The 12,247-nt window shown below is 71.7% G+C and carries 13 protein-coding genes; 5 read left to right on the top strand and 8 right to left on the bottom strand.

The genetic code is table 11. The features are described 5' to 3' along the window. Positions 1 to 44: 44 nt before the first annotated feature. The 4 genes from AC3YO9_RS14465 to AC3YO9_RS14450 all read right to left on the bottom strand — a co-directional run bounded on the left by AC3YO9_RS14465 (position 45) and on the right by AC3YO9_RS14450 (position 3,805). Entirely contained in the window at positions 45 to 731 is a 687-nt protein-coding gene (locus AC3YO9_RS14465; protein ID WP_489983669.1) for a response regulator transcription factor, read from the bottom strand. 48 nt (positions 732 to 779) lie between these two features. After that, positions 780 to 1,379 (bottom strand): trimeric intracellular cation channel family protein, encoded by a 600-nt coding sequence (locus tag AC3YO9_RS14460; protein ID WP_127782118.1) that lies wholly within the window; start codon positions 1,377 to 1,379, stop codon positions 780 to 782. A 73-nt stretch (positions 1,380 to 1,452) separates the two neighbouring features. Then, positions 1,453 to 2,259, bottom strand: a complete 807-nt coding sequence (locus AC3YO9_RS14455; RefSeq protein WP_489983668.1) for a crotonase/enoyl-CoA hydratase family protein — start codon at positions 2,257 to 2,259, stop codon at positions 1,453 to 1,455. Positions 2,260 to 2,290: 31 nt separating this feature from the next. Beyond that, complete coding sequence (locus AC3YO9_RS14450; protein ID WP_489983667.1) at positions 2,291 to 3,805, bottom strand: acetyl-CoA acetyltransferase; 1,515 nt, start codon at positions 3,803 to 3,805, stop codon at positions 2,291 to 2,293. Between the two features lie 151 nt (positions 3,806 to 3,956). Between AC3YO9_RS14450 and AC3YO9_RS14445 the strand changes: the two genes are divergently transcribed. From AC3YO9_RS14445 to AC3YO9_RS14425, 5 genes are all read left to right on the top strand, one after another. Beyond that, positions 3,957 to 4,352, top strand: coding sequence for a response regulator (locus AC3YO9_RS14445; RefSeq protein ID WP_489983666.1), 396 nt, complete (start codon positions 3,957 to 3,959; stop codon positions 4,350 to 4,352). After that, positions 4,349 to 4,735, top strand: a complete 387-nt coding sequence (locus AC3YO9_RS14440) for a response regulator transcription factor (protein ID WP_489983665.1) — start codon at positions 4,349 to 4,351, stop codon at positions 4,733 to 4,735. The genes AC3YO9_RS14445 and AC3YO9_RS14440 overlap by 4 nt, the downstream gene beginning before the upstream one ends. Further along, positions 4,729 to 6,429, top strand: a complete 1,701-nt coding sequence (locus AC3YO9_RS14435) for a sensor histidine kinase (protein WP_489983664.1) — start codon at positions 4,729 to 4,731, stop codon at positions 6,427 to 6,429. The genes AC3YO9_RS14440 and AC3YO9_RS14435 overlap by 7 nt, the downstream gene beginning before the upstream one ends. Next, on the top strand, positions 6,426 to 7,115 hold the full coding sequence (locus AC3YO9_RS14430) for an Hpt domain-containing response regulator (RefSeq protein ID WP_489983663.1): 690 nt from the start codon (positions 6,426 to 6,428) through the stop codon (positions 7,113 to 7,115). The genes AC3YO9_RS14435 and AC3YO9_RS14430 overlap by 4 nt, the downstream gene beginning before the upstream one ends. A gap of 82 nt (positions 7,116 to 7,197) precedes the next feature. Continuing rightward, the gene (locus tag AC3YO9_RS14425; RefSeq protein WP_489983662.1) at positions 7,198 to 7,731 is read left to right on the top strand and encodes an arsenate reductase/protein-tyrosine-phosphatase family protein; all 534 of its coding nucleotides are present in this window, start codon (positions 7,198 to 7,200) and stop codon (positions 7,729 to 7,731) included. Between the two features lie 9 nt (positions 7,732 to 7,740). Here AC3YO9_RS14425 and AC3YO9_RS14420 read toward each other — a convergent pair whose 3' ends face one another. The 4 genes from AC3YO9_RS14420 to AC3YO9_RS14405 all read right to left on the bottom strand — a co-directional run bounded on the left by AC3YO9_RS14420 (position 7,741) and on the right by AC3YO9_RS14405 (position 12,231). Beyond that, positions 7,741 to 8,514, bottom strand: coding sequence for an SGNH/GDSL hydrolase family protein (locus AC3YO9_RS14420; protein ID WP_489983661.1), 774 nt, complete (start codon positions 8,512 to 8,514; stop codon positions 7,741 to 7,743). Between the two features lie 434 nt (positions 8,515 to 8,948). Beyond that, a complete protein-coding gene (locus AC3YO9_RS14415) occupies positions 8,949 to 9,626 on the bottom strand; it encodes a class F sortase (protein ID WP_489983660.1) in 678 nt (225 codons plus the stop codon). Positions 9,627 to 9,764: 138 nt separating this feature from the next. Beyond that, complete coding sequence (locus AC3YO9_RS14410; protein WP_489983659.1) at positions 9,765 to 10,463, bottom strand: hypothetical protein; 699 nt, start codon at positions 10,461 to 10,463, stop codon at positions 9,765 to 9,767. Between the two features lie 85 nt (positions 10,464 to 10,548). Next, entirely contained in the window at positions 10,549 to 12,231 is a 1,683-nt protein-coding gene (locus tag AC3YO9_RS14405; protein WP_489983658.1) for a DUF4012 domain-containing protein, read from the bottom strand. Positions 12,232 to 12,247 lie beyond the last annotated feature (16 nt).

Raw genomic sequence — 12,247 nt, 5'->3', positions numbered from 1 at the left:
ACGGCTGGGTCTGCTCCGGGTGGGCCGTCACCGGCGGCTGCCCGTCACGGCGGTCCCTCGCGCAGCACGTAGCCCACCCCGCGCACGGTGTGGATCAGGCGGGGCTCGCCCTCGGCCTCGGTCTTGCGGCGCAGGTAGCCGATGTAGACCTCCAGCGCGTTGCCGGAGGTGGGGAAGTCGTAGCCCCACACCTCCTCCAGGATGCGGCCGCGGGTGAGCACCCGGCGGGCGTTGGTCAGCAGCAGCTCCAGCAGCGAGTACTCGGTGCGGGTGAGGCTGATCAGCCGGTCGCCGCGGCGCACCTCCATGGTCACCGGGTCCATGGTGAGGTCGGCGAAGCTGAGCACCTCCGAGGCGGGGTCGGCGCTGGGGGTGGCGCGGCGCAGCAGGGCGCGCAGCCGGGCCAGCAGCTCCTCCAGGGCGAAGGGCTTGGGCAGGTAGTCGTCGGCGCCGGCGTCCAGGCCGGCCACCCGCTCGGAGACGGTGTCGCGGGCGGTGAGCACCAGGATGGGCAGGTCGACGCCGGAGCTGCGCAGCCGCCGGCACACCTCCAGCCCGTCCATCCGCGGCATCATCACGTCCAGCACCAGCGCGTCGGGCTTGGTGGCCTCCAGCGCCTCCAGCGCGGCCACGCCGTCGCCGGCCAGGTCGACGGTGTAGCCGTTGAAGGTCAGCGAGCGGCGCAGCGACTCGCGGACGGCCCTGTCGTCGTCCACCACCAAGATGTGCATGCGTCCCAGTGTGGCCGCTGCCCCTGAGACCCGTCTGAGAGAGGCGCCCTACCGCGGGACCGGCGCGTTCCAGTGCCGCCACATGGCCAGCAGCCGCAGCCCGGTGGCCAGCACGGAGCCGAGCAGCGCGGCCAGGCCCTGCGGCACCCCGGCGGCGTCGGCGGCCACCAGCACGGTGGCCCCGGCCAGCGCAGCCACGGCGTAGATCTCCCGGCGCAGCACGATGGGCACCTCGTTGAGCAGCACGTCGCGCAGGGCGCCGCCGCCGATGGCCGTGGTCATCCCGATGACGCAGGCCGCCACCACGCCGGCGTCGTGGCTCAGCGCGGTGGCCGCGCCGTAGGTGCTGAACAGCCCCATGCCCAGGGCGTCCAGGATCAGCACCGACCGCCGCAGCCGGGAGACCCGGGGGTGGAAGCGGAAGACCAGCAGCGACACCACCACCGGCGTCACCAGGTAGCGCCAGTCCACCAGCGAGGTGGGCGGGTTGATGCCCAGCAGCACGTCGCGCAGCACTCCCCCGCCCAGCGCGGTGGTGGCCCCGAGCACCACGATCCCGAAGACGTCCAGGCGCGCCCGCACTCCCGCCAGCGCCCCGGAGGCCGCGAAGGCGGTGATCCCGATGAGGTCGAGGACGACGAGCAGCACAGCTCATTGTCTCCACAACGCGCGGTGGCCGGTGACCTGCCTGGTCACCGGCCCCGCGGACGCAGCTGTGTTGCTACTTGCCCTGCCAGCTGGGCGTGCGCTTCTCCATGAAGGCGCCGATGCCCTCCATGACGTCGGCGGAGGTGGAGACCTTGGCCATCTCCTCGTCGTTGAGCTTCCAGGCGTCGCGCTCGGCGGGGGTGCTGCCGTCGACGATGCCGCGGGCCACACGCTTGCTGGCCTGCACCGCCAGCGGGGCGCCGGCGCTGACCTGCTCGGCCAGGGCCAGCGCGGTGTCGAGCACCTGGTCCTGCGGCACCACCCGGTTGACGAAGCCCCAGCGGTGGGCGTCGGTGGCGGGCATCGGCTCGCCGGTGAGGATGAGCTCCAGGGCCACGTGCTTGGGCAGCGCCTGGGTCAGCCGGAACACCCCGCCGGCGGCGGCCATCAGTCCACGGTGGACCTCCGGCAGGCCGAACTTGGCGTTGTCGGCGGCGACGATGAGGTCGCTGGCCAGGGCGAGCTCGGTGCCGCCGCCCATCGCGGAGCCGTTGACCGCGGCGATCACCGGCACGCTCACCGGGTGGTCCACCATGCCGGCGAAACCCCAGTGCTTGGTCTCCGGGGGCAGCACGCCGTCGCCGCCCTTGGTGCCCAGCGCCTTGAGGTCGGCGCCGCCGCAGAACACCCGGTCGCCGGCGCCGGTGAGCACCACCGCGCGGATCTCCGGGTCGTTCTCCGCCTGCTCCAGCGCCTCGCCGATGCCGTTGTGCACGTCGGCGTTGATGCTGTTGGACGCCTTGGGGCGGTTGATGGTGATGAGCAGGGTGTGGCCCCGCCGCTCGGTGAGGACTACTGCCTCGGGTGCCTCGTCGGTCACGCTCGCCTCGTTCCTGTCGGTGATGGTGGGTTCAGCTGCTGATGCGCACGTGGGCGCCGTCGACCTCCACGGTGACGGTGCGGCCCACCACCTCGCGGCGCTCCCCGGGCTCGCCCATCGACAGCGCCTCGGCGCTGGCGGTGTCGCCGGGGGCGGTCTGCGCGGCGAAGCGGGCGCCGTCGGCGGTGCGGGCCACCAGGAAGCCGGTGGCGGGCTTGCCGTCGCGGCCGTGCTCCACGGTGGCCGTCTCCACGGTCACCGTGCCGGAGACGGGGGCGATGATCGCGGGGGCGTTGGCCGACTCGATGCGCACCGGCTCGGGGTTGCCCACGTAGCCCTGGGCGTGCGGGGCGTCGCTGAGCAGCACCGCGTGCTGGTAGGTGACAAAGCCGCCGTTGCCGTGCAGCAGCGCCAGGCCCGGCTCCGTCCGCAGCCGCTGGGTGATGCTCACCGCGGCGAAGAGGGTGTAGGTGTTCATCGGCCCGCCGAAGGCGGAGTGCCCGCCGGTGACGCTGAGGCTGGCGTCGCGGGGCAGGTCCAGGGCGATCGACGCCAGCTTGGGCACCACCGGGAAGCAGCTGTAGATGTCCACGAGGTCCAGGTCGTCGGCGTGCACCCCGGCCTGGGACAGGGTGCGCTCGAAGGCGGCGGCCATGGCCGGGGAGTCGGTGAAGCCGTCCCGGCGCAGGTGCTCCTCTGCCTGGTCGGCACCGGCCCCGCCCCACACGTACACCAGCTTGTCCTCGGCCACGCCGTGCTCGCGGGCGGCGGCCAGGGAGGTCATGATGACCGCCGCGCCCTGGTCCACCTGCGGGTTGGCGTTCATCGACAGCGGGTAGGGCTCGGAGATCATCCGGTTGCCGGGGGTGACGGTGGCGATGTCCTCGGCGCTGCGCTGCACCGGGTTCCACGCCGCGGGGTTGGCCGCGGCCTCGGCGGAGAAGGCGGCGTAGATCTCCGCCGACCACGCCGTCGCCTCGTCCGGGCTCTGGCCCAGCTGGTGCGACAGCGCGTTGTCGAACAGCGGGTACACGCGGGTGGGCAGGATCAGCCCGGCCGCCTGGTTCTCCGGGCCGCCCAGCAGCTCGGGGTCGAACGCCGCGGGCCCGCCGGGTGCGGCGCTCCACGCGCAGTCCTGCACCGGGTCGACGCCGGCCTTGGCCAGGGCGCCGGTGGAGGACTGCGCCTCCCCGCCCACCAGCAGGGCGATGGTGCTCTCCCCCGCGGCGATGCGGGCGGCGGCGGCGTCGAGCAGCCGGGCCGGCCACTGCCCACCCACCGGGGTGTACTGGCGGTGCTGCGGGTCGGCACCCACGCGCTGGGCCACCAGGCCGGGCAGGTCGTCGTAGCTCCAGCTCACCACGTTGACCACGTCGATGCTGTCGGCGTGGGCGGGCAGCTGCGGGACGCCGGCGTCGGCGGCGGCCAGGGCCACCGCGTCGAGCATCAGCTCCAGGGGCTCGCGGGCGTCGGCCACCGTGCGCTCACGGTTGTGCCGAAGCTGGCCCACTCCGACGATGACGGGGATGTGGCGCGGGTCAGGCACGTCGCTCGCTCCTCAGGGGTCGGGATCTGGCCTGACAGTAGTGCAGCCAATAGTGACGCCCGCCACCCCCCTTGCGGCGTCGACCTCACGAACGGGGCACCTCAGCCGATGTGGGGTGGGTCACTGCTGATCACCGGAAGGCTGCTGCCCCATGGACACCCAGGACGTGCTGGACCGACCCGCCCGGCGGCGCCCGCCCACCGTGCTGCTGGTGGAGGACGAGGACGACCAGCGCGAGCTGGTCACCGTCTACCTGCGGCGATCGGGCTGCGAGGTCATTTCCGCCCCCTCCGCGGAGGCAGGGCTGGACCTCATCGAGGGGGTGGACCTGGACCTGGCGGTGGTGGACCTGTGCCTGCCCGGGATGAGCGGCTGGACGCTGTCCTCGGCGCTGCACGAGCGCGACCCGCGCTGCCCCATCGTGGTCACCTCGGTGCTCGACCTGGAGTCCTACCCGCCGGCGCACACCGCGCTGCCCAAGCCGTTCAGCATCGGCCAGCTGCGCACGGCCCTGGGCCGGCTGCTGCCGCACTGGAGCCCCACGTGAGCGGAGCCGTCCGCACCGTGCTGATCGCCGACGACGACCCGGACATCCGCCGGCTCATCGAGCTGGCGGTGCAGCGGGCCGGGTTCACCGTGCTGGCCTCGGTGGGTGACGGCCAGGCCGCCCTGGACGCCGCGTCGGTGCAGCTGCCGCACCTGGCCATCCTGGACGTGTCCATGCCGCAGGTGACCGGGCTGCAGGTCTGCGCCGCGCTGCGGGCCGAGCACGGCGACGCGCTGCGGGTGCTCATCCTGTCGGCCAACGCGGAGGTCTCCGCCGTGCAGGCGGGGCTGGCCGCCGGCGCCGACACCTACCTGCCCAAGCCGTTCGCGCTGCGGGAGCTGCGGGCCAAGCTGGGCGAGCTGCTCGCGGACCCGGTGTGCTGAGCAGCCGCGACGCGCTGGTGCGTCGCTGGCGGGCCACCCCCACCTTCGCCCAGCGCCAGGTGATCTTCTGCGCGATCTTCCTGGTGTCGGTGTCGGGCATCCCGCTCACCCGCATCGAGGTGCACGGCGTGGTGCTCACCGCGTCGGTGGTGGCGGTGCTGGTGATCACCCTGGCCGCGCTGGCGCTGCCGTGGCGGCGCTGGGCCCCGGGCTGGCGGATCAGCGTGGACCTGGCGAGCATCACCGCCTCGGGACTGCTGGGTGCGGCCACCGGGGAGGCCAGCTCGCCCTACGGGATCATGCTGGTGCTGCCCGCGCTGGCGCTGGGGGCGCAGGCCCGGCGCCCGCAGACGCTGCTGTGGGTCGTCGCCGCCACCGACCTCACGGTGTTCATGCCGTACCTGGTGCTGCCCGACCCCACCCCGTTCGCGCTGGACATGACGCTGCGCTGGCTGTTCACGCCCACGGTGGCGCTGCTGGCGGCGATGGCGATGTTCCAGGTGACCAGCCGGGTGCGCTACCGGATGGCCCAGCTCACCGAGTCGTCGCTGCACCTGGCCGGGGCCCGCGACGCCTTCGCCGGGGTGCTGGACGCCGTCACCGAGCAGTCCATCATCGCCACCGATCGCAGTGGCCTGGTCACCATCTTCAACCCGGGCGCGGAGAAGATGCTGGGGGCGGCGCGCACCCAGGTGGTGCGCGAGCGCCGCGTCACCGACTTCCTGGTGGACGCCGAGCTGGACGTCGTCGACGCCGCGGGGCGCAGCGGCTTTGCCGCGCTGGTGGCGCTGGCCGCCGACGGTGCCGCCGACGTGCGCGACTGCACCTACCGCACCACCGACGGACGGCTGCTCAGCGTGGAGCTGGCCATCACCCCGCGCCACGACGCCCACGACGAGCTGGTGGGCTACCTGTTCGTGGCCACCGACATGACCAAGACCCGGGAGGTGGCCCGGCTCAAGGACGAGTTCATCAGCCTCATCTCGCACGAGCTGCGCACCCCGCTGTCGTCCATCCTGGGCTACCTGGAGCTGGTGCTGGACGACCCCGACGACCCGCTGACCGAGCAGCAGCAGCAGTACCTGACCACTGTGGAGCGCAACGCCAACCGGCTGCTGCACCTGGTGGGCGACCTGTTGTTCACCGCGCAGGTGGAGGCGGGCAAGTTCGTGGTGGCCCAGCGCGAGGTGGACCTGGTGGCGGTGCTGGCCGCCTCGGCCGACACCGCGGTGCCGGTGGCTGCGTCCGCCGGGGTGCTGGTGGAGACCGAGCTGCCGGAGCACCCGGTGCTGGTGGCCGGGGACGCGGTGCGCCTGGGGCAGGCCTGCGACAACCTGCTGTCCAACGCGGTGAAGTTCACCCCGCGGGGCGGGTCGGTGTGCCTGTGCCTGGTGGTGGAGCCCGACGGCGAGGACGGGCCGGCGGCGCTGGTGAGCGTGCGCGACACCGGCTACGGCATCCCGGCCGGCGAGCTGGAGCAGCTGTTCACCCGCTTCTTCCGCGCCACCACCGCCACCACCAACGCCATCGCCGGGGTGGGCCTGGGGCTGGCCATCACCCGCGCCATCGTCACCGCGCACCAGGGCACGCTGGCGGTGCGCAGCGTGGAGGGCGAGGGCACCACCTTCAGCTTCCGGCTGCCGCTGCGGGTGGGCGCGGAACAATCCAGGCAGGACGCAATGGGGGCCACATGAGCACTCAGCTTCCGTCGCCGGGCACGCTCATCGCCCTGGTGGTGGACGACGACGCCGGCGACCTGGCGCACGCGGCCGGGGTGCTGCACGAGGCCGGGTACACGGTGCTCACCGCCAGCGGCCCGGCGCAGGCGCACGCGGTGCACGCCGACACCGAGATCGACCTGGTGCTCTCCGACGTGGCGATGGCCGAGCAGGACGGGCCGACCATGCTGTGGGCGCTGCGCAGCAACGGGTGTGCGGCCACCTTCATCACCATGACGGCGGACCCCTCCCCCACGGCGCGGCGCCGCTCGGAGGCGGCGGGGGCGGCGCTGTGCCTGCCCAAGCCGCTCAACGCCACGGTGCTGGTGACGGCGGCGCACCAGCTGCTCACCAACGGGCCGGTGCGCGACCCGCTGGAAGATCTTTACGACGCCGAGCTGCTCAACCAGATGCGGGCGGGGTACCTGCAGCTGCTGCCGGAGCGCACCGCCGCGCTGGCCGCGGCGAGCGAGGCCGGTGACCTGGTGGCGCTGGCCAAGGTGGCGCACGTGCTGGCCGGGGCGAGCGGGCAGTTCGGCTATCCCGGGCTGGCCGAGCTGTGCCGGGTGGTGCAGACCAGCGCCCAGGCCGGCGAGCTGGCGCACGCCGAGGTGGAGGCCGCGCTGGTGGCCGCCGGGCACGTCCGTCGCACCGGTCAGTAGCCGCGGCCAGCAGCCCGCCGGCACCGTCTGCACCCTCCACTGCGGAGCCAAGCTGCAGCAGCCCGTGCTGCATGATGACTCCATGCACCTGCTCTTCGTCTGCACCGGCAACATCTGCCGCAGCCCCACGGCCGAGCGGCTGACCCAGGCCTACGCCGCCCACCACAGACTCACCGGGCTGACCGCGAGCAGTGCCGGCACCCGGGCGGTGGTGGGCTACGGCATGGAGCCGTCAGCGGCCCAGGTGCTCACCGAGCTGGGCGGTGACCCCACCGGATTCCGCGCCCGCCAGCTCAAGCCCGCCATGGTCAACGACGCCGACCTGGTGGTGGGGTTGAGCACCCGGCACCGCAACCGGGTGCTGGAGGAGTCGCCGCGCGCCATGCGCCGGGCGTTCACCCTGCGGGAGCTCTCCACGCTGTTGGCGGTGCCGTCGAGCGAGACGACCCTGCTGCCCCGGCTGGCCCAGGCCCGGGCCGCGCGTCCACCGGCGCCGGACGCACTGGACATCACCGACCCGATGGGGCAGGACCTCGCCACGTTCCAGGAGATCGGCCGGCAGATCACCGCCACGCTGCTGCCGGTGCTCGACGCGCTGCGAGCCGAGCTCAGCTGAGGCTTGTCCTCACTGGCCGAGGATCGCCTTGCGCACGGTCTGGCCGATCGCCGCGGCCGCCGCCGCGTTGGGGTTCTCCCCGTCCGCCGACATGCCCCTGGCGTAGCCGTCACCCGAGCGCACTGACGCTCCGACGTCCACAAAGGTCCAACCCCGCTGGCTGGCCAGCTTCTGCAGCGCGGCGTTGGTCTGCGTGGCCAGGGTGGGCTCGGCCGCACTGGGCAGCGCACCGGTGAGGATCACCCGGGGGGCGTTGACCGCGCGCACGATCCTCTCGACGTTGGCCGTGGTGGACGAGGTGGGCACGTCCCGCTCCGCGTCAGTGAGATCGACCCCGACCACCACCACGTCAGCGGGCATGGACTTGGCCGCGGCGGCCATGCGCTCCGTGGTGGCCCCACTGTCGGCCCAGCCGCCGACGAAGGTGATGCGGTCCTTGGCTGCGTGGGAGACCCACGAGGTGTTGCCCAGGCTCTTGCCGATGAAGTCCGGGCTGTTGCCGTTGGCTGAGGAGCCGCCGATCACCACCATCCGCACCGTCTGGGGCATCGCGGAGGTCGGAGCGGTGGACGAGGCAGTGGGGCGGGCCGGCACCGAGGCCTGCGGCAGCGGCGCCGACGTCATCACCGGCGGCGCAGTGGCCATCGGGGCGGCTCCGGCGCTCTGCGGCTCCACTGGGGGCGTCCGGTTCTCCAGCGCGGTCCACATCACGGCGCCCGCCACGATGGCCGCCGCGATGAACACCGGGAACCCGTACTTCTCGACGCCGTCGTTCAGCTTCATGGGGTCATCATGCCCGAGACCGTTGCTGACCCACGAGCAACTTCCTTCCAGCCCAACGGATCTCACGCTCCGTGACGCACCCCGGGGCCCCTCCCCGTCGCCCCGAACCTTCGCGCCATTGCGGAGTAGCGACTTATCGCTGCTCCGTGTTCGTAATATCAACGAGCAGTGGGCGCCATTCTTTGGTTTACACTATCGATCACCTATCGTGACCTTGCTTAATGTCGTGAGATGCGGAGAATTCCCGTCATGCCACGCCATCACCGAAACGTCGTCGAGCGGCGACGTATGCAGAACCTTGCCTTTTGGGCCTTCCTCGCGGTCGCCCTCGTGGTGGGCGCCATCATGTACCTGACGTTGCAGAATCGTGGCGTACCGGCCAGTCGGCAGTCCATGGTGGAGCTGGTGGTGCTCGCGCCTTCGCCCACGGCCGGTCAGGCGGGTACCGCGGTCACCACCACGTTGTCGCGATAGGTGTTGCCGTAGCCGGGCACGTGCACAATGGGGCCCCCACAGGTCACCAGCACCAATTTGCGCTCACCCACGGGGCCGGCGAACACCGACTTGGGCAGTGCGGCCTTTACCACCACTTCTTGGCCGGTCACCCGCCAGCGGGTGGTGTGGCCTGCGGCGTCGGCTGCGTGCACCACGGCGCCGGGCTGCACCTTGTACAGGTCGTACAGCACGCCGTTGCCCTGGCTGTAGTCGTTGACGTGCCCGGCCAGCAGCGTGGTGCCCTCGGCCACGAGTTCACCGGCCGGGCCTGCGAGCGGGGCGCCGTGGTCCCACATTCCCACCACCTGTACGTCGCGGGGAACGTTGAGTGCGCCGGTCTCGGTGGTGCTGGCCGGAACCAGCCGTCCGCTGAGGCAGAGCGAGCCGATCACCACCGTGGAGGGGGCCACTGCCAGCTCGCACCCGGCAGGCTTGTCGCGGAGCGGGTCGGCTGCGGGGGCTGCCTCCAGCGGCGGCAGCTCAGCTGCGGGAACGTTGAACTGCACGCTGGGCAACGGCGCCGCGGCGGGCTCCTCTGATCGCGATCCCTGCACGATCAGCACCACGCCGGCCACCAGTGCCACCAGGATCACGACGACCAGTCCGCCTTGTGCCACTCGTCCTTTGGTGGTTTGTCCGCTCATGCCGCGCCTCCGCTAGTGGTCGCCGGAAAATGGGCTAAGCCCCGCCTCTGGTGCAGAGGCGGGGCTTAGCGACCAGGCGCCGAGGCGCCCGGGGTGAGAGCTAGTGCCTGATCAGGCAGCGTTGCGGCGACGCAGCACCATGACGCCCGCGCCGGCACCGGCGACGGCCACCAGGGCGATACCGCCAGCGAGAACCGTGCCGTCGGGGCCAGTGCCCTCGCCGGGAACGCCGGTGTCAATGCTGGAGGCGTTGTAGGACGAGGCGGAGCCGGTGCTACCGGTGCCGGTGCTACCGGAACCGGAGCCGTTCACGCCCGAGCCCGAGCCGTTGCTGCCCGTGCCGGTACCGGTACCGGAGCCGCCGCCGGTGCCACCCGCGCCGTTGCCGGAGCCGTTGCCCGAACCGGTGCCGTTGCCGCCGGGGATACCGCTGCCCTGGCCGGGGGCCACGACGGTGAACTCAACCCGGGCGACGTTGCCCTCATCGCCGACGAGGTCCACGTGGTGCGGACCGGCCTCGAGGCCTGCCGTCGAGAAGGTGAACGACACCGAACCCGCGCCGTTGGCCTCTGCACGGCCGATCTCCCGCGGCGTGGAGTACACCGTGCCGATGACGAGCTCACCGATGTTGAAGTTGACGCCGATCACGGTGACGTTCTGTCCCGCGACGACGATGGTCTGGCTGATGGACGCGACCGGCGGGGCGTCGGGGTTGTACACCTGGGCGGAGGCGGGTGCGGCGGCCAGCAGCGAGCCGCCCATGACCAGAGTGGCGGCCGCCAGGACGCGAGTAACTCGGAGTGCCTTCATCGCACTACTCCCTTTGAGATCGTATTTAGCAGACCTAGCGGCATGCTCAGTGAAACCCTAACAGCACCAAGGGTAATCAACAATCCTAGTTGGAACATTGCGGAACGTTGATCTCTGTACCCATCGGCTCCACCAGTGGCTGTACCGGGACAATCGCCCGGCCAGGGGCGGTGGGCTCGGTCAGGTTGTACTGCAGCTTCTTTGTGGCACCGGGGGGGATTTGCACGTCCACTGTGTACACCGGATGACTACGCTCCGTAGCTACACGGGCAGTGGCAGGTACTCCGTCCACCGTTACTGAGAGTAGTTCCGCTCCGTTGGTGGCATTCAGCGCGACGAGCAGCCGGGAGGTGCCCGGCGGTCCCACCGCGCCGCGGTCGATGCGGCCGTAGACGTAGGAGGGTGCGTCGGGCCCACCGGCGGGGACGTTGTTGGTGAGGTCCACCGTCACCGTCGATGCGCGGACAGGGCCGACGCAGGGGCCGGCTGTGTAGCTGACCTGGCGGCCCAGGTAGTACTCCAGCTTGTTGCCGGCGGCGTTGTTCACCACCACCTGCGCGTAGGGCTGGTCCGTCTCGGGCACCGTGTGGCCCAGCGGAGTGGCCGCCAGCACCTCTGCCTCGCCCGAGTTCTTGCTCCACACTGCCAATCGACCCTCGCCGGCCGCCTTCCCCAGGGCACTGACCAGCGCTGTGGTGGACCCGCCACCGCCACCGAGCATCTTGCTCACCACTGCGGAGGAGATCGACTGCAGGTAGGTCTTGCGCGCGCGCTGGTCGTCGGGGTAGCGGAGGTATGCCTCTGACTGGGTCAGCCGCACCACGTTGTCGGCGTCCACCGTCTCGCCGGTCAGGGACTTCACCGGTCCGGCCGCCTTGAGCAGGTAGCTCAGGGCCACGGGGTCGGTGGCGATGGCTCCGTCCAGCTCCTGGCCCGTCTGCTGCTTCCAGAGGGACAGCCAGATCTGGGCGGCGTAGGGGAAGTGCGCGCTGGCGTTGCTGTTCGACCAGCCGCTGGTGGATCGATAGACGTCATACTGCTGGGCGTACTCGGGCCCGAGGTCAACAGCCTCGCCGCCGTTGCTCTTCAGTTCGGTGTTGCTGCTCAGCGTGTCCAGGGTGATCCGGCCCTGGTCCGCGGTGAGAATCCCAAAACCACCCACCAGGCCCCCGGTTCCGCGAGCCTCCGCGTTGGTCTGGAAGGCCAGGAAGTAGTTGCGCGGGCCGTCTGCACCGAGCATCGGTGGCAGCAGGGTGGCCGCTTGCGACGCGTTGGCGAGCAAGCCGTCCAGCTCGGTGGCCTGACTTTTCAGGTCCGCCCGGGCGTTGTCCACAGCGCCCAGCCATCCGCCGGCAGGGATCGATGCGATTCGCCCCTGCAGCCGAGACGACGCGTTCACCGCCCGCACGAGGGGCTCCCGCGCCTGCGTCAGCGCAGCCAGGTCGATCTGCGACCCGGAGAGGCGCAACCGGTCGAGCGAGAGCACACCGGCCTGCGCGGCTACCGGCTCCAGCACATCCACCACCAAGTCGTCGACTGACTCAGCGATGGCAGCTGTGGCGTCGAAGGGTTGCCCAAAGTAGGGGACGGCTGCAGCAGCCCGCCAGACAATGCCCGACGTGGTCTTGCGGGCGTCTGCCGTGCTGGCGGCGGCCAAGCCCACTTCCCGCTCGACCCCGGCGCCGTCGCCCTTGGCCAAGAGCGACCGTGCTGCCTGGACGTGCTCCTGCGCGTCCTTCAGCGCCGACTTGGCGGAGAGGGCAGCCACCCCGGTCCACACGCCG

The organism is Rhodococcus sp. Z6_132 (assembly GCF_058133635.1).
The sequence above is the reverse complement of the archived record's forward strand: the minus strand, read 5'-3'. Positions and strand labels throughout refer to the sequence as shown.

What these genes read in the sequence shown, in the direction of transcription:
- AC3YO9_RS14420 (WP_489983661.1), bottom strand. Translation starts at nt 8,514, where the DNA reads ATGAAGCTGAACGACGGCGTCGAGAAGTACGGGTTCCCGGTGTTCATC.
- AC3YO9_RS14425 (WP_489983662.1), top strand. Translation starts at nt 7,198, where the DNA reads ATGCACCTGCTCTTCGTCTGCACCGGCAACATCTGCCGCAGCCCCACG.
- AC3YO9_RS14430 (WP_489983663.1), top strand. Translation starts at nt 6,426, where the DNA reads ATGAGCACTCAGCTTCCGTCGCCGGGCACGCTCATCGCCCTGGTGGTG.
- AC3YO9_RS14465 (WP_489983669.1), bottom strand. Translation starts at nt 731, where the DNA reads ATGCACATCTTGGTGGTGGACGACGACAGGGCCGTCCGCGAGTCGCTG.
- AC3YO9_RS14410 (WP_489983659.1), bottom strand. Translation starts at nt 10,463, where the DNA reads ATGAAGGCACTCCGAGTTACTCGCGTCCTGGCGGCCGCCACTCTGGTC.
- AC3YO9_RS14445 (WP_489983666.1), top strand. Translation starts at nt 3,957, where the DNA reads ATGGACACCCAGGACGTGCTGGACCGACCCGCCCGGCGGCGCCCGCCC.